This window comes from Micrococcus sp., assembly GCF_030523875.1.
In the GTDB taxonomy this organism is placed as follows: domain Bacteria; phylum Actinomycetota; class Actinomycetes; order Actinomycetales; family Micrococcaceae; genus Micrococcus.
The window spans coordinates 12,960-29,256 of the sequence record NZ_JAUNHR010000002.1 but is presented as its reverse complement, the minus strand read 5'-3'; the positions used below and the strand labels follow the sequence as shown (position 1 = coordinate 29,256).

The following is a 16,297-nucleotide window of genomic DNA, read 5'->3' as shown; positions in this document are numbered from 1 at the left end:
GCGGCGTGCGGCCGGCCCGCCGGTCCCCACGGGTGCCGGCGGCGGCGCGTCAGGGGGCGGCCGTGGCCGCCCGCCCGCGCAGGGCCAGCTCGAGGTCGAACCGCGCGTCGGGGTCCTCGAGCACGTCCCCGAACAGCTCGCGCAACCGGCCCACCCGGTAGCCCACGGTCTGCGGATGGACGCTGAGCTCCCGGGCCATGGGGGCGCGCTGGCCCCAGTGGCGCAGCCAGGAGGCGAGGGTGGCCTCCATGGTCTGCCTCTTGCCGTCCGTGAGGCCGTCGAGGGGCGCCAGCACCCGGTCGGAGAGCTGGCGCAGCACGTCCGGAGCGGCGCCGAGCACCACGGCGCCCAGGTGCTCCTCGGCGAGGATCGCCGCGCCCTCGGCCACGCCCGGCAGCCCCGGGCGCTGGGCGGCGAGCGCCCGTGCCACCCGATGGGACGCAGGCACGCGGGGGACGATCACGGTGGGGCCCACCACGGCCCCCGTGCCGTCCAGGGCGTCGAGCATCCGGCGCCGCACGGCCGACGAGGTGGGCGGGGGCGCCACCAGGACGGTCTCCCCGCCGCGCTCGAGCACCAGGCCGCGGCGGACGAGCACCGCACGCACGGCGGGGTCCACCTCCGCGGGCAGCACCACCACCGTCAGCCGCTCGGGCACGGGCCAGTCCGCCACGCGGGCGAGCCGCTCGATCTCCGCCGGGCCCGCCGTGCCGTGCACGAGCGCGGCGGCCAGCTCGGCGCGGTGCCGCTCGAGCACGCCCGCCCGCGCGGACTGCTCGGCGGCATAGGCCTGCGCGCTGACGGAGGAGAGCTCGTCGATGTACGCCCAGATGGACTCCCCCAGGTCCACGACGACGCTCATCGCCATCCCCTGCCGCGCGCACTCCTCGGAGAGCTCGCGGAAGGCGATCCGGGCCGCGAGGCGGTAGGCGCCCAGCAGGTGGTCCATGGTGCGCCCCTCCCGGAACTCGCCGGCGCCGAGGGAGGCCATGAGGTCGCGGGTCTCCGGGTTGAGGGTGCGCCGCGCGGTGCCGGGCAGGCTGAGCAGCTGCTCGAAGGCCGTCCGGACGCCGAAGGCGATCTTCTTGCCGTAGCCGCCGTCCCGGGCGGCGGCGTACGCGGGGATCTGGTCCGGCACGGTGGCGATGATGCGGTCCACGACCCCCGGGACCACGGGCGCGAGCGCGTCGGCCAGGTCCGGGGGCAGGGACTGCCAGGGCGGGGCGGAGGCGCCGGATCGGGGCATTCTTCATCTCCTGACGATGAACTCTCGGGCATCATCGTACGCGGGGGGCGAAGAATCCTGACGCGCCCGGTGCATACGCTCTGACTCATGGCCGCATCCCCCCTGCTGTCCCGTCTCGCGTCCACGCTCCTGCACCCGCTCACCCCGCAGGACGTGATGGCGCTGTTCGACCCCGTCCACTCCTCCCGCCAGCTGCGCGGCGTGGTGACCGAGGTCGAGCACCCCGCGGCCGGCACCGTCACCGTCCGCTTCCGCCCCGGCCCCGGCTGGCACGCCCACGAGGCCGGCCAGTGGGCCCGCATCGGCGTGGACGTGGACGGCGTGCGCCGCTGGCGCTCCTACTCGCTCTCCGCCGCCGAGGGCCAGCAGCCCGAGATCACCGTCCGGGACGTGGGCCTGGTCTCCGGCACGCTCGTGCGCCGGACCCGGCCGGGCGACGTCCTGTTCCTGGCCCCGCCGGAGGGCGACTTCGTCCTCCCGGGCCACCCGCGCCCCCTGCTGATGCTCACCGCCGGCTCCGGCCTGACGCCGGTGATGTCCATGATCCGCACCCTGGTGCCCCGCCGGCAGGACGCGGACGTGGTGCTCGTGCACTCGGCCCGCACCCTCGAGGACATCCCGTTCCGCGAGGAGCTCGCGGAGCTCGCCGACCAGTTCCCCGGGCTCACCGTGCACCACCGGCTGACCTCGCAGGACGGCCGCCTGGACCTCAGCGGCCCGGGCGCGCTGGACGCGCTCGTCCCCGACTGGCGCGAGCGCACCGCCTACGCGTGCGGCCCCACGGAGTTCCTCGACGCCGCCGAGGCACTGTGGGCCGAGCACGCCCCCGAGGAGCTGCTGCTGGAGCGGTTCAGCGTGGACCTGGTGGGCGGCGAGGCCGGCGCGGGCGGGCTCGTGACGTTCGAGCGCTCCGACGTCGAGGCCGCCGGCCCGGGCGACGCACCCCTGCTGGACGTGGCCGAGGACGCCGGGGTGGCCGCCCCCTACGGGTGCCGCATGGGCATCTGCCACGCGTGCCTGACCCCGCTGCGCTCGGGCCAGGTCACCGACCTGCGCACGGGTGAGGTGCACGGCGAGCCCGGCGACCTCGTCCAGACGTGCGTGTCCGCCGCCGCCGGCCCCGTGTCCCTGGACCTGTAGACCCGCGGCGCGCCGGCCCCACGCCGCGCGGCGCCGCCCCCGATCTCCGACCACCCCACGACGAAGGAGTCACCGTGACGCACACCCTCGACCGCCCACACCTGCCCGCCGAGGCCCGTCCCCTGCGGATGACCATCGGCACCGCCGCCTCGGCCACGCCCACGCTGCCGGGCACCGCGGTCCGCAGCCCGCTGCGCCACGTCCTCACGGACGACGTCGCCGACACCACCAGCTGGGCCCCCCTCGACGACGCCCCGGCCGCCGGTGGGGCCGCCGCGGACGACGCCGGCACCGCCTCCGGTGCGGACCGCGCCGCCGAGCCCCGGACCGAGGGCGCGGAGACCGCCCAGGCCGCCGCGCCGTCGTCGCCCGCCCCCACCGGCAGCGCCCGCCGCAGCGACGCCCTGGCCGCCGCCGGCGGCCCCGTGGCCCGCCACCCGCTCACGGCGCACCTGACCGACGAGGACATCGCGGAGATCGGGCGCGAGCTGGACGCGATCCAGGAGTCCGTCCTGGCCACCCGCGGGGCGAGGGACGCGGCCTACATCCGCCGCGTCATCCGCCTGCAGCGCGGACTCGAGGTCGGCGGGCGCGTGTGCCTGCTGAACGCCAAGAACCCCGCCGCGTGGCTGGCCGGGACCACCATGCTCACGGTGGGCAAGATCATCGAGAACATGGAGATCGGCCACAACGTCCTGCACGGGCAGTGGGACTGGATGCGCGACCCGGACATCCACTCCACCACGTGGGAGTGGGACTTCGTGACCCCCTCCAGCGCGTGGCAGAACACCCACAACGACGCGCACCACCGCTGGACCAACGTCTCCGGCAAGGACCATGACCTCGGCTACAACGTCCTGCGCATGGACCCCTCCGAGCCGTGGAAGCCGCGCCACCTCCTCAACCCGGTGATCAACGGGATCCTGGCGCCGTTCTTCGAGTGGGGCATCGCGATCTACGACCTCGAGCTGGCGCAGGTGCAGTCCGGCGAGAAGCCGAAGGCCGCCCTGTGGCGCGACCTGCGCTCCGTGGGCGTCAAGGCCGCCCGCCAGCTGGCCAAGGACACCGTGGCCACCCCGCTCGTGGCGCAGGCGCTGACCGGCTCGGGCGTGGCGGCGTGGGCCGGCACCACCACCGCGAACTTCGTCCGCAACATCTGGGCGCACTCGGTGATCTTCTGCGGCCACTTCCCGGACGGCGTGGAGACCTTCTCCGAGGAGATGGCCGCCGGCGAGACCCGCGGGCACTGGTACGTGCGGCAGATGATGGGCTCGGCGAACATCTCCGGCTCCCCGTTCATGCACTTCATGACCGGCAACCTCTCCCACCAGATCGAGCACCACCTGTTCCCGGACCTGCCGTCCAACCGGTACGCCGAGGTGGCCCCCCAGGTGCGGGACGTGTGCCGCCGCTACGGGCTGCCCTACAACACCGGGCCCCTGCTGACCCAGGTCGGCTCGGCGTGGCGGAAGGTCTGCCGCCTGGCCCTGCCGTGACCTCAAGGACGAATCCACTGCACTTCCGACCCCTCTGAGCGGCCTTCGGGCGCTGAGAAGGGTCAGAAGTGCAGTGGATCCATCCCCCCCCGGGGAGGGAGCAGGAGCGCCGCGGCACGGCCGCACGCGTCCCGCGGGATACTGGCCCCATGACCCGCTCCCCCGCCCCGCGCACCGTCCACCTGGCCGCCTCCGGGACCGACGCGCGGATCCTGCCCGACCCCCACGGGGACGGCCACGTCCTCGAGGTGGGCGGGCAGGTGCAGTCCCACGTGGACCTCGACCGCCCGGAGGAGGTCCGCTACGAGTACCTGCGGCGGATCGCGAACATCCTGGACGCCCTCGCCCCGGTCGGCGCCCCCCTGCGGGTGCTGCACCTGGGCGGGGGCGCGCTGACCCTGCCGCGGTACGTCACGGCCACCCGGCCGGGCTCGGCGCAGACGGTCGTGGACCTGGACCGCGAGCTGATGGGCCTGGTCCTGGCCGAGCTGCCCCTGCCCGCGGGCGCGGACGTGGCGGTCGTGGTCGCGGACGCACGCGCCGCCGTCGACGACCTGCTGGACCCGCTCGAGGGAGAGTCGGGCGCGGGGGCGTGGGACGCCGTCGTGCTGGACATCGATACGGACGCCGGCGCCGTGGCGCACCTGACCGGGGCGCCCTTCCACGCCGAGCTGCTCGCGCTGCTGGCCCCGGGCGGGGCGCTGTGCGTGAACGTCGGCGACGACGACGGCCTCGCCCACCTCGGCACGCAGCTCACAGCCCTGGAGGCGGCCTGCGCCGAGGCGGGCGTGCCGGGGCCGTGGACGCTCGGGCCGGCCTCCGTGCTGGAGCGGCTCGAGCTGGGCAACGCGGTGCTCGCCGCCGGCCCGGGTCTGGCGGCCATGGATCGGACCGCGCTGGCGGCCGCCGGACCGCACCCGGGCCTCGTCCTCGACGAGCACGCCACCGCCACGCTCGTGGCGCGGATCGGGCGGCGCTGAGCTCCGAGGACGGTCAGCGGGCGACGCCGGCCGCGGCGCTGAGGTCCTGCACGAGGCGCTCGGCGAGCGGGGCCGAGGACTGCGGGTTCTGCCCCGTGTAGAGGGCGCCGTCCACCACCACGTGGGGCTGCATCGGGAAGCGGGCCTTCTCGTACTGCACGCCGCCGTGCTTGAGCTGCGCCTCCACGGTCCACTTGGCCTTGCGGGCGAACAGGTTCAGCTTCTCCTCGACGTCGGAGAACGCGGTCATGCGGCGGCCCTCGGGGACGATCGTCCCGTCGTGGCGCTTGGCGGCGAACACGGCCGCGGGGGCGTGGCACAGCATCGCCAGCGGGGTCTCGTCCAACAGGCGCTGGGCGATGATCGCACCGGAGGCCGGGTCGTGCGCGAGGTCCTCCATGGGGCCGTGACCGCCGGGGTAGAACACCAGGTCGTAGCGGGACTGGTCCACGTCGGCGAGCACCAGCGGGCGCTCCAGCCACGGGCGCAGGCGCTCGAGGGCGGCCTTCAGCTGCTCCCGCGTGGCCGGGGACCCGCCCATCACGCCCAGGCTGAGGCGGTCCACGGTGGGCGCCTTGCCGCGCGGAGTGGCCACGTCCACCTGCCACCCGGCCTCGGTGAAGACCTGGTGCGGCACCACGAGCTCCTCGGCCCAGAATCCGGTGGGGTGCACGGTGCCGTTCTTGAGCGTCCACCCGTCGGCGGCGCTGACGACGAACAGGACACGGGTCATGAGAGGGCCTCCTGAGGCACGTGGGGTCGGACGGCGTCCACCGCCCCTTGCCCGCCAGTGTCCCCGACGCGCCGGGGGCTCGGCCAGCCGCGGCCGCGCGGCGTTCCCGGCATACTGGCTCAGGTGACCCCCGCCTCCGCCCCGCCCCCGCCCGCCCGTCCCCGGTCCGCCGCGGCCACGGCCGTGCTGGTCGGCCTGGCGCTGACGGCCGGCGTCGCGATGCCCCTGCAGGGGCGGGTGAACTCGGCGCTCCGCCTGGAGCTGGGATCGCCCGTGCAGGCGGCGCTCGTGTCCTTCAGCTCGGGCCTGGCGCTCATGCTGCTGGTGTGGCTGCTGCTGCCGGCCGGGCGGCGCTCGGTGGCGCGGATCCCCGCGGCCGTGCGGGACGGGCACGTGCGCTGGTGGCAGATGCTCGCCGGCATGATCGGCGCGGTGTTCGTGTTCAGCCAGGCGCTCACCATCCCCGTGATCGGGGTGGCCGTGTTCACCGTGGCGGTCGTGACGGGGCAGATGCTCGGCGGCATGACGCTGGACCGGCTCGGCTGGACCCCGGCGGGCGTGCAGCGCATCAGCCCGCGGCGCCTCCTCGGCGCCCTCCTGGCGTTCGCCGCCGTCGTGACCGTGGTGTGGCCGAGCCTGCGGAGCGCGGGCAGCCCCGGCGCGTGGCTGCTGCTCGCCCTCGTGCCGCTGCTGGCCGGCATGGCCACCAGCGGGCAGCAGGTGCTGAACGGGCAGCAGACCGCGCACTACGGCAACCCGATCCCGGCCACGCTCCTGAACTTCGTGGCCGGCACGGCCCTGCTGGCGGCGGTCGCCGGGGTCGTCGCGGGCGCCTCCGGGGGCCTGGCGCCGCTACCGACCACGTGGTGGATGTACATCGGCGGGCCGCTGGGCTGCGTGTTCATCGCGCTGGCCGCGTTCCTGGTCCCGCGCGTGGGGGCGTTCCTCACCACCCTGGGGATGGTGGGGGGCCAACTGATGGGCTCGCTGCTGCTCGACGTCGTCGCGCCCGCCCCCGGCTCGCACGTCACCTGGCTGACGGTCCTCGGCACCCTGGGGGCCCTCGTGGCGATGGTGGTCGCCTCCACCCCGGGGCTCCCCGCCGGGCTGCGCCGGCGTCGCCGCGGCGGCCTGCGCTGAGCCAGGACCGCGCGCGCGGCGAAAACCCCGTAGTCTAGACCAAGACTTCACCCGTTCCCCGCCCGCGCCCTCGACGGCCGCGTGTCCGGGGCGGGTCCCCGCACGCCTCGAGACCGAGTCCGTGCCCCTCCCTGTCCGACCGACGAAAGCATGCTGACTTGACCCGTTCCTCCCGCAACTCCTCCACCCGTCGCCGCGGCGGCTCCGGCTCCGGCCGCAAGCCCCGCGGCACCACCGCCCCGGGCCCCCTGGCCAAGGGCGGCCTGCGCGTCACCCCGCTCGGCGGCCTCGGCGAGATCGGCCGCAACATGACCGTATTCGAGCACCAGGGCAAGCTCCTGGTGGTCGACTGCGGCGTGCTGTTCCCCGAGGACCACCAGCCCGGCATCGACGTGATCCTGCCGGACTTCACCTCCATCCGGGACCGCCTCAAGGACATCGTGGGCATCGTGCTCACGCACGGCCACGAGGACCACATCGGCGGCGTCCCGTACCTGCTCAAGGAGCGGCCGGACATCCCCCTGATCGGCTCGGAGCTGACGCTGGCCTTCATCGAGGCCAAGCTCAAGGAGCACAAGATCGCCCCGAGGACCCACCTGGTGGTCGCCGAGGACAAGCGCCACTTCGGTCCGTTCGAGCTCGAGTTCGTGGCCGTGAACCACTCCATCCCGGACGCGCTGGCCGTGGCCATCCGCACAGACGCCGGCCTCGTGCTGCACACCGGCGACTTCAAGATGGACCAGTTCCCCCTGGACGACCGCATCACGGACCTGCGCCACTTCGCCCGCCTGGGCGAGGAGGGCGTGGACCTGTTCCTCACGGACTCCACCAACGCGGAGGTCCCGGGCTTCACCGTGTCCGAGCGGGACCTGACCCCCGCCATCGACCACGTGTTCCGCACGGCGCCGAAGCGGATCATCGTGTCCTCCTTCGCCTCCCACGTGCACCGCATCCAGCAGGTGCTCGACGCCGCCCAGGCCTCCGGCCGCAAGGTCGCCTTCGTGGGCCGCTCCATGGTGCGGAACATGGGCATCGCCGGGGACCTCGGCTACCTGAAGATCCCCCAGGGCCTCGTGGTGGACTTCAAGAAGCTGCAGGACATGCCGGACGACAAGATCGCCCTGATCTCCACCGGCTCCCAGGGCGAGCCGATGGCCGCGCTGGGCCGCATGGCCAACAAGACGCACCAGATCAAGCTCAACCGCGGTGACACGGTCCTGCTGGCCTCCTCCGTGGTGCCCGGCAACGAGACCTCCATCACCGGGATCATCAACAAGTTCACGGACATGGGCGTGAAGGTGGTGCACAAGGGCAACGCCAAGGTGCACGTCTCCGGCCACGCCTCCGCGGGCGAGCTGGTGTACTGCTACAACATCGTGCAGCCCACCCACGTGATGCCCGTGCACGGCGAGGCCGCGCACCTGCACGCCAACGCCGAGCTGGCCCGGAAGACCGGCGTGCCGGAGGACCGCGTGATCATCGTCAAGGACGGCGACGTCGTCGACCTGGTGGACGGCGAGATGTCCGTGGCCGGCAAGGTCGAGGCCGGGCTCGTCTACGTGGACGGGGACACGGTCGGCAAGGTCACCGAGGGCACCCTCGAGGAGCGCCGCTCGATGCAGGAGGGCGGCCTGGTCACCGTGGTCGCCATCGTGGACCCGGACACCAACCAGCTGGCCGAGCCGCTCGAGTTCATGACCAAGGGCTTCATCCAGGACGCCACGGTCTTCAAGGGCGCCGCGGAGAAGGTCAAGGCCGCGCTGGCCGGCTCGAAGGTCCAGGACATCGACGACATCGAGAAGCTCGAGAAGGTCATCGGCGACGCCGTGCACCGCCACCTCGACCGGGCCTACCGCCGGGCCCCGCTCGTGACCGTGGTGGTCGTGGACGCCTGATCCCCGGCCCCCACGACGACGCCCCCGCCCTTCCGGATGGAAGGTGCGGGGGCGTCGTCGTCAGCGCCGGGGCCGCCGTCGGATCACGGGTAGAGCCCGCGGATCTCGTGCGCCTCCTTGACGCGCTTCACCGCGGTGACGGTGGCCGCCTCGCGCAGGGACACGCCGTGCTTCTGGCTGGTGGCCAGGACGCCGTCCCAGGCAGTGCGCATGCGCTCGGCGAGGCGGTCGTTGACCTCCTGGAGCGTCCAGCGGTAGGCCTGGTTGGCCTGGGCCCACTCGAAGTAGGACACGATCACGCCGCCGGCGTTGGCCAGGATGTCCGGGGCGACGAGCACGCCCTTCTCGTTGAGGATCGCGTCGGCCTCGCCGGTGGTGGGGCCGTTGGCGCCCTCGACCACGATCGTCGCCTTGACGTCGGGCGCGTTGTCCTTGGTGAGGACGCCCTCGACGGCGGCGGGGACCAGGACGTCGACGTCCATGGTGAGCAGGTCGGCGGGGTCCATGGCCTCGGTGCCGGGGCAGCCGACCACGGAGCCGGTCTCGGCCACGTGGGCGGCGAGGACGGCGTAGTCGACGCCCTCGGAGCGCCGGACGGCGCCGTACTGGTCGGACACGGCCAGGACCTTGACGCCGGCGTCGGCGAGGAACTCCACGGTGCCGGCGCCGACCTTGCCGAAGCCCTGCACGGACGCGGTGGCGGCCGTCGGGTCGATGCCCTTGTGCTTGAGCGCGGCGAGCGCGATGTGCACCACGCCGCGGGAGGTGGCCTCGGCGCGGCCCAGGGAGCCACCGAGGGAGACGGGCTTGCCGGTGACGACGCCCTGCACGGTGTGGCCCATGGCCACGGAGTACGTGTCCATCATCCAGGCCATGGTCTTCTCGTCCGTGCCCACGTCCGGGGCCGGGATGTCCTTCTCCGGGCCGATGACCGGCAGGATCTCGGTGGTGTAGCGGCGGGTGACGCGCTCCAGCTCGGCCTGCGAGTAGTTGCGCGGGTCGATGGCCACGCCGCCCTTGGCGCCGCCGTAGGGCACGTCCACGAGGGCGCACTTCCAGGTCATCCACATGGCCAGGGCGCGCACCTCGTCCAGGTCCACCGACGGGGCGAAGCGCACGCCGCCCTTGGCGGGGCCGCGGGAGAAGTTGTGCTGCACGCGGTAGCCGTGGAACACCTCCACCTCGCCGGAGTCACGCCGCAGCGGGATGCTCACGGAGAGTTCGCGGCGCGGGTTGGCCAGGAGCTGGTGGGTGCCCTCGTCGTAGCCGAGGGTCTCAACGGCCCTCTCGAGCTGGGCCAGGGCGTTGGCCAGCGGGGACGATGCGGTGCTCATCGAGGCTGTCTTCCTTCGTGGACGGATCGAGCGGGTCTGCTCACCGGGGCGCGTCCCGTGGGGGCCCGGGGTGCGGGATCCACGACGGTCGGCCCGGTCGAGGGCGCGCCGAGCCACGAAAGGGGAGGCCACGACGCTGTGTGCCAGGCGACGACGCTAGACCCCGCACCCCCCGCTGACCAGGGCGGAGGCCGCGGCGACGACGGACCGGAGACGAACCGCTGGCATGCCACCGCCGGGTGGACGTCCTGCCTAAGGGACGTCGCGGTCAGATCAGATCGTCCACGCCACCCTGGAGGCGTTCCGCCTCCTGAGGGTGACCTGCCGTCAGGTGGCACACCCGGAGGCAGGACGACGGTGACGCCCCCGCTCGGGGACGTCACCGTCGTCGTGGATGCGGCGAGACGCCGTATGGTCCGCCGCGCGCGGCGGACCACAAGGGATCACTCGGCGTCGTCGTACATGGCGATGAAGCGGCCGATCACGCCGCCCTCGCGCAGCTTGTCGATCGCCTCGGGGATCTCCGCGTGGGTGATGTGGTTGATCGGAGCCTTCAGGGAGCCGTCCTTCATGAGCTCGTAGATGCCCGCAAGGTCCTCGGTGGTGCCGGACTTGGAGCCCTTGAGGGTCAGCTGGTTCACGATCAGCGGGTAGGTGTTGATGGTGGACTCGAGCTTGCCCATGCCCACCTGCACCACGGTGCCCTTCTCCACGAGGGTCTCGAGGGCCTCCGCGGTGGTGGTGCCGAAGCCGGCGTAGTCCACGATCAGCTCGAGGCCCTTGTCCTTGAACTCGGTGATGGACTCGGCGACGCCGGCCAGGCCGATCTCGTCGGCGAGCTCACGGGTCTTCGGGTTGACCTCGGCGGCGTACACCTCGGCGCCCTTGAGCACCGCGATGCGGGCACCCAGGTAGCCGAGGCCGCCCAAGCCGATCACGCCGACCCTCATGCCGGGCTTCAGGCCGCCGGTGGAGACGATCGCACCGTACGCGGTGAGGCCGGCGTCGGTGGCCATGGCGCCGAAGTCGAAGGGGACCTCGTCCGGGAGGCGGACCAGGTTGTCGTCCGTGGCCTTGAGCTTGGGGGCGAAGCCGCCGTCCCACTTGCCATACCCGAGGGCGTCGCCGTCGGCCATGACGGGGGCCAGGCCCACGCGGTCGCCGACCTTCCAGTGGTCCATGCCCTCGCCGACGGCGGAGATCACGCCGGCGTTCTCATGGCCCATGGTGCGCGGGAGGCCGTTCTGGAACAGGCCCATCCAGCCCGGGTCGTCCAGCGCGGTGACGTCCGAGTGGCAGACGCCCGCGGCCTTGACGTCCACGACGACCTCGCCGGGACCCGGGGTGGGCTCGGGGACCTCGTTGAGCTCCAGGGGCTGGTTGGTGCCGGTGAACTGCCATGCCTTCATGGGTCGATCACTCCTTCGTGGGGGACGTGCGGTCGGGGCGACACGCGCCTCGTCCGCCTTTCTGCCCCCTACTCTTGCAGGTTTGAACTACCTCGGCCAGGGGTGACGGTCCCATGGCCGGCATCCGGGCAGAATGGGGCCATGGAGCACACCGCTGGGCCCCACGCCCCCGCACCCCGCGACCTCACCGGCCCGGACTGGGCCGCGGACGACGTCGACGCCCGTGCCTACCTGCGTCGCCTCGGCGTCCGCCCGGACGCCCGGACGGACCGGGCCACGCTCGAGGCGGTCCACGCCGCGCACGTGCACGCGTTCCCGTTCTCCAACGTGGACGTGCTGCTGCGCCGCCACCCCGGGATCGACCCCGCGACCGTGTCCCGGCGCATGCTCGAGGAGGACCGCGGCGGGCTCTGCTATGAGCACGTGCAGCTCATGGCCGCCGGGCTCGAGGCCCTCGGGTTCACGGTGGTGCGGCGTCTGGCCCGCGTGAAGACGCCGTGGAGCGGCCGCACCCACGCCGTCCTCGAGGTGCCCCTGGACGGACGCCGCCTGCTGATGGACCCCGGGTTCGGGCTGAGCGTCACGGGGCCGATCGAACTGGTCGACGGCGCCGAACGCCCCGAGCCGCTGGGCCCGTACCGCGTGGAGCGCCGGGGGAAGGGTCCGGCCGCGGCCTGGGCCCTGCTGCGCGGGGACGAGCTGCTCCACCTGACCGACGAGCTGCCGGCCCTCCCCCGGGACCTGCGCGCCGCCGCCACCGTGGTCTCCACGGACCCGGGGGCCGGGCCGTTCCTCCACGGCCTGGTGGCGTCCCGGTTCACGCCGGAGGGGCACGTGACCGTCACGGGCGCGCACCGGACCGTGCGCCGGCCGGGCCGCGCCACGGAGCGCGAGCCCCTCTCCCCCGCGTCGGCGGTGGCGGCGGTGCGGGAGCTCGGCGTGGCCGTCGACGACGACGCCGCGGCCGCCCTCGAGGAGCGGCTCTCCTCCCGGCCCGCCCGCTGAGGCCTCAGCCCTCGGCGTCGTCGGCGAGCCGCTGCAGGTGCGCCACGGCGGCCGGGGTGAGCGTCGGCCGGGCCTGACGGATCCGGCACCGCAGGGCCAGGCCGTGCGGGCGGTGCGCGCCGAGCGGGGTGAGGCTGCGCGCCCAGCGGACGGCGGCGTCGTCGTCCGGGAAGCCGGTCTTGCGCAGGGTGAGGCAGGGCCCCTCCCGGTCCGCGTCGGCGCGGCCCGGGGCGATGTCCAGACGGATGGGTCCGGTCATGCCGTCCTCCTTCGTCATGCGGCTCACGCCGCGGAGACGTCCCACGCTGGCACAACCGGGGCGTCGGCGGCAGGTCCCGCCGACGCCCCTCGGACGCGGACGACGCCCCGCCGGAGGCCCCGGCTCAGACGAGGCCCTTCTCGCGCAGCCAGTCGGCGGCCACCTGGCGGGGCTGCTTCTTCTCCTCGCCCATGGTGGCGGCGTTCATGGCCAGCAGGTCGTCCGTGGTGAGCTTCTTCTGGACGGCGTCCAGGGCCGTGCGCACCCGGTCCGTGGCCTTCCCCGTGGACATCAGGGGCACCACGTTCTGCGCCGTGATCATGCCCTTGGGGTCCTCGAGGGTGACGAACCCGTTCTCCTGGATGGCCGGCGTCGTGGAGAAGATGTTGGCCACGTCCACGTCCCCGTCGGTGAGGGCGCGCACCGTGAGGGGGCCGCCGCCGTCGCTGATGGGGGTGAACGCCATCTTGTCCTGCGGCACCCCGTAGACCTCGGTGAGCCCGGACAGGCCGGCGCCGTACTCGCGCTGGGCCAGCTCCGGCAGGCCGCCGATCCGCAGCGTGCCCGCGTACCCGGCGAGGTCCTCGAGCGAGGTGATGCCGTTGTCCTTCGAGAACCCGGCGGTGACGTTGTAGGAGTCCTTGTTCTCCGCCTCGGCGGGGGTGAGGGCGGTCAGGCCCTCGGGCAGCGCGCCCTCGAGGGCGGAGGCCACCTCCCCCGAGGACTTCGCCGTGGCCTCCTTGTCGAAGTAGCCCAGCAGGTTGCCGGTGTACTCGGGGACCACGTCCACCGAGCCGTCCTGCAGCGCGGCGATGTACACCTCGCGGGCGCCGATCTGCATCTTGCGCTCCACCTGCAGGCCCTGGGCCTCCAGGATCTGGGCGTAGAGCTCGCCGAGGATCTCGGACTCGGCGAAGTTGGCCGAGCCCACGCGGACCACGCCGCCGGCCTCGCCGGAGGACGCGGCGCCGCCCGCGGCCGGGCTCGAGGAGGTGGAGGAGAGCGGGTCGCCGCCGCCGCACGCGGCCAGCAGGGGCGCAGCGGCGAACATGCCGAGCACGGCCCGACGGCGCGGGGCGACGGCGTCGGAGAGGCGGGTGGGGAGGGAGCCGGGGCGGGACGGGGAGGGCGCCATGACGGTGTCCTTTCGGGGTCAGGCCCGGGCGCGGATCGCGCGCAGGCCGGTGGGGGTGAGGAGTCGTTGGAGCAGGAGGAGGAGACCGTCCACGGCCAGGGCCAGGACGGCGATCAGGAGGGCGCCCACGAGCATGGTGGTGTAGTCCTGCACCGCGAGCGCGTCGAACAGGTACCGGCCGAGGCCGCCGAGTCCCAGGTACGCGGCCACGGACGTGGTGGCGAGCACCTGCAGCGTGGCCGAGCGCAGCCCGCCGACCACCATGGGCATGGCCAGCGGCAGCTCCACCTGACCGACCAGCTGGCCGGTGGAGTGGCCGTTGGCGCGGGCGGCGTGGACCACCTCGCGCGGCACGGCCTGCAGCCCGGCATAGGTGCCGGCCAGCAGCGGCGGGATCGCCAGGACCACCAGCACGATCACGGTGGGGACCACGGCCTGCCGCAGCCCGATCTGCAGGACGATCGCCAGGAACGTGAGCAGGCCGAGGGTGGGCAGGGCGCGCAGTGCGCTGGAGAGGCCGACGACGACGCGCCGCCCCTTCCCGGTGTGCCCGATCCACACGCCCACGGGCACGGCGATCAGCACCGCGATGACGAGCGCCAGGGCGGAGTAGCCGAGGTGCTCGAGCACGCGGGCGGGCACGCCGCCGGGCCCGGACCAGTGGGCCGGGTCGGAGAACCACGCGACCAGGGAGGCGATCATCGGGTGCCTCCCGCGGTGGTGACGGCCGGATCCGGGGTGGGGACGACGTCGTCGGCGGGGGCGGTGCCGTCCGGGCCGGGTACGGCCGAGCGCCGGCCCCGGCGCGAGCCGGCCTGGCGGCGGGTCCACGGCATCAGCAGGGCGGCGAGGACCTGCAGGATCGCGTCGAACACCACCGCGAGCAGCACCGTGCCCACGATCCCGGCGGCGATCTCGGTGAGGAAGCTGCGGGAGTAGCCCTCCGTGAAGAGGGTGCCGAGGGACTGCACGCCGATCAGCGCGCCCACGGACACCAGCGAGATGGTGGAGGCGGAGACCACGCGGGTGCCGGCCAGGATGGACTCGCCGGCCAGGGGCAGCTCCACGCGCCAGAACCGCTGCCACGGGCTGTGGCCCTGGGCGGTGGCGGCGGTGAGGAGCTCGTCGTCGACGGCGTCGAACGCCTCGGAGGCGCTGCGCACCAGCAGGGCCGCGCCGTAGAGGGTGAGCGCGATGACCACGTTGAGCGGGTCCAGGATCCTCGTGCCGATCAGGCCGGGCAGGATCACGAACACCGCCAGGGACGGGATGGCGTAGAGCAGGGAGGAGCCGCCCACGATCAGCTTCCGGCCCCAGCCGGTGGCGTTGGCCAGGCGGGCGACCGGGACGGAGATCAGCAGGCTCAGCAGCACGGCGGGGGCCGCGATCAGGGTGTGCTGGCGCGTGAGGGCGAGGATGTAGTCGAGGTTGGTGGAGATCCAGGTCATCGGGTCTCCAGCGTCCCGGCCACGCGCCCGGCGGCGTCCACCACGGTGGGGGTGCCGGCCCGGTCCTCCACGTGGAGGCGGCGGCGGTCCCCGCCCACGAAGGAGCGCACGAAGTCCGACGCGGGGTGCAGGAGGATCTCCTCCCCCGGCCCCTGCTGCGCGATCCGCGCGCTCTCCCGGAGCACGAGGACCTCGTCGCCGAGCAGGACGGCCTCGTCCACGTCGTGGGTGACGAACAGGACGGTCTTGGCGAGCTCGCGCTGGATCCGGCGCATCTCCGCCTGCAGCTCGGCGCGCACCACCGGGTCGACGGCGCTGAACGGCTCGTCCATCAGGAGCACGTCCGGGTCGGGGGCCAGGGCGCGGGCCACCCCCACGCGCTGGCGCTGACCGCCGGAGAGCTGCGCGGGGTAGCGCTTCGCCAGGGCCGGGGACAGGCCCACGAGCTCGAGCAGCTCCTGCGCGCGGGCGCGGTCCGCGGCGGACGCGCGGCCGGTCAGGCGCGGCACGGTGAGGACGTTGTCCAGCACGGTGCGGTGCGGCAGCAGCCCGGCGTTCTGCATGACGTAGCCGATGCGGCGGCGCAGCTTCACGGGGTCCAGGGCGGCGACGTCCTCGTCGTCGATCAGGACGCGGCCGGAGGTGGGGTCCACCATGCGGTTGACCATCTGCATGAGCGTGGTCTTGCCGCAGCCGGAGGAGCCGAGGAGGACGGTGGTGGTGTGGGACGGGACCTCGAGGCTGAAGTCCTCGACGGCGCGGGTGCCGCCCGGGAACGTCTTGCCCACGTGCTCGAACCGGATCATGCGGGGGTACTCCAGGGGGTCGGGGAGCATCGGGCGGGGCGTCGCGGGAGCAGACGCGGGCGCACGGAGGGTCCCGGGCCGCGCTCCGACGCCTGGTCAGCCAGGATAGGGGTGTGCCGGATCACGCGTCGAGGGGTCGTCGGCGCGGGAGGTCAGCGGCTCCGGCCTCGGTGGTGCGCAGGTGCTCCGCCGCGGCGGCTGCGGTGGCGCGTGCGGGGGCGCCCACGCCCACGAGGGTGGCCGACGCCGGTCCGCACCAGTCCCCGTAGCC

15 protein-coding genes are annotated in these 16,297 nt (G+C 73.9%); 6 read left to right on the top strand and 9 right to left on the bottom strand.

The window, feature by feature from the left end:
* Nucleotides 1-49 precede the first annotated feature (49 nt).
* Nucleotides 50-1,246, bottom strand: a complete 1,197-nt coding sequence (locus tag Q4D18_RS00560) for a CdaR family transcriptional regulator (RefSeq protein ID WP_303124758.1) — start codon at nt 1,244-1,246, stop codon at nt 50-52.
* An 87-nt stretch (nt 1,247-1,333) separates the two neighbouring features.
* Here Q4D18_RS00560 and Q4D18_RS00555 point away from each other — a divergent pair, with 87 nt between their 5' ends.
* The 3 genes from Q4D18_RS00555 (at nt 1,334) to Q4D18_RS00545 (ending at nt 4,862) form a co-directional block, all read left to right on the top strand.
* The gene (locus Q4D18_RS00555; RefSeq protein ID WP_303124756.1) at nt 1,334-2,386 is read left to right on the top strand and encodes a ferredoxin reductase; all 1,053 of its coding nucleotides are present in this window, start codon (nt 1,334-1,336) and stop codon (nt 2,384-2,386) included.
* Between the two features lie 74 nt (nt 2,387-2,460).
* Nucleotides 2,461-3,882, top strand: a complete 1,422-nt coding sequence (locus tag Q4D18_RS00550; protein ID WP_303124754.1) for an acyl-CoA desaturase — start codon at nt 2,461-2,463, stop codon at nt 3,880-3,882.
* Nucleotides 3,883-4,031: 149 nt separating this feature from the next.
* Nucleotides 4,032-4,862, top strand: a complete 831-nt coding sequence (locus Q4D18_RS00545; RefSeq protein ID WP_303124752.1) for a spermidine synthase — start codon at nt 4,032-4,034, stop codon at nt 4,860-4,862.
* A gap of 13 nt (nt 4,863-4,875) precedes the next feature.
* Here Q4D18_RS00545 and Q4D18_RS00540 read toward each other — a convergent pair whose 3' ends face one another.
* On the bottom strand, nt 4,876-5,595 hold the full coding sequence (locus tag Q4D18_RS00540) for a type 1 glutamine amidotransferase domain-containing protein (protein ID WP_303124749.1): 720 nt from the start codon (nt 5,593-5,595) through the stop codon (nt 4,876-4,878).
* 123 nt (nt 5,596-5,718) lie between these two features.
* On the opposite strand from Q4D18_RS00540, the gene Q4D18_RS00535 reads away from it, so the two are divergent.
* Both Q4D18_RS00535 and Q4D18_RS00530 read left to right on the top strand, forming a co-directional pair.
* Entirely contained in the window at nt 5,719-6,735 is a 1,017-nt protein-coding gene (locus tag Q4D18_RS00535) for a DMT family transporter (RefSeq protein WP_303124747.1), read from the top strand.
* Nucleotides 6,736-6,998: 263 nt separating this feature from the next.
* A complete protein-coding gene (locus Q4D18_RS00530) occupies nt 6,999-8,630 on the top strand; it encodes a ribonuclease J (protein WP_303124846.1) in 1,632 nt (543 codons plus the stop codon).
* 83 nt (nt 8,631-8,713) lie between these two features.
* Here the strand turns inward: Q4D18_RS00530 and Q4D18_RS00525 are convergent, their stop codons facing one another.
* A complete protein-coding gene (locus Q4D18_RS00525) occupies nt 8,714-9,964 on the bottom strand; it encodes a Glu/Leu/Phe/Val dehydrogenase (RefSeq protein ID WP_303124746.1) in 1,251 nt (416 codons plus the stop codon).
* 443 nt (nt 9,965-10,407) lie between these two features.
* Complete coding sequence (locus Q4D18_RS00520; RefSeq protein ID WP_303124745.1) at nt 10,408-11,373, bottom strand: zinc-binding dehydrogenase; 966 nt, start codon at nt 11,371-11,373, stop codon at nt 10,408-10,410.
* A 141-nt stretch (nt 11,374-11,514) separates the two neighbouring features.
* Between Q4D18_RS00520 and Q4D18_RS00515 the strand changes: the two genes are divergently transcribed.
* Nucleotides 11,515-12,378 (top strand): arylamine N-acetyltransferase, encoded by an 864-nt coding sequence (locus tag Q4D18_RS00515; RefSeq protein WP_303124744.1) that lies wholly within the window; start codon nt 11,515-11,517, stop codon nt 12,376-12,378.
* 4 nt (nt 12,379-12,382) lie between these two features.
* Here the strand turns inward: Q4D18_RS00515 and Q4D18_RS00510 are convergent, their stop codons facing one another.
* From Q4D18_RS00510 to Q4D18_RS00490, 5 genes are all read right to left on the bottom strand, one after another.
* Entirely contained in the window at nt 12,383-12,637 is a 255-nt protein-coding gene (locus Q4D18_RS00510) for a hypothetical protein (protein ID WP_303124743.1), read from the bottom strand.
* 124 nt (nt 12,638-12,761) lie between these two features.
* A complete protein-coding gene (locus Q4D18_RS00505; protein WP_303124741.1) occupies nt 12,762-13,772 on the bottom strand; it encodes an ABC transporter substrate-binding protein in 1,011 nt (336 codons plus the stop codon).
* Nucleotides 13,773-13,790: 18 nt separating this feature from the next.
* The gene (locus Q4D18_RS00500; RefSeq protein ID WP_303124739.1) at nt 13,791-14,474 is read right to left on the bottom strand and encodes an ABC transporter permease; all 684 of its coding nucleotides are present in this window, start codon (nt 14,472-14,474) and stop codon (nt 13,791-13,793) included.
* The gene (locus tag Q4D18_RS00495; RefSeq protein WP_303124737.1) at nt 14,471-15,220 is read right to left on the bottom strand and encodes an ABC transporter permease; all 750 of its coding nucleotides are present in this window, start codon (nt 15,218-15,220) and stop codon (nt 14,471-14,473) included. Before Q4D18_RS00495 ends, Q4D18_RS00500 begins: the two co-directional genes overlap by 4 nt.
* Nucleotides 15,217-16,026, bottom strand: coding sequence for an ABC transporter ATP-binding protein (locus tag Q4D18_RS00490; protein ID WP_303124844.1), 810 nt, complete (start codon nt 16,024-16,026; stop codon nt 15,217-15,219). The genes Q4D18_RS00495 and Q4D18_RS00490 overlap by 4 nt, the downstream gene beginning before the upstream one ends.
* Between the last annotated feature and the right edge of the window lie 271 nt (nt 16,027-16,297).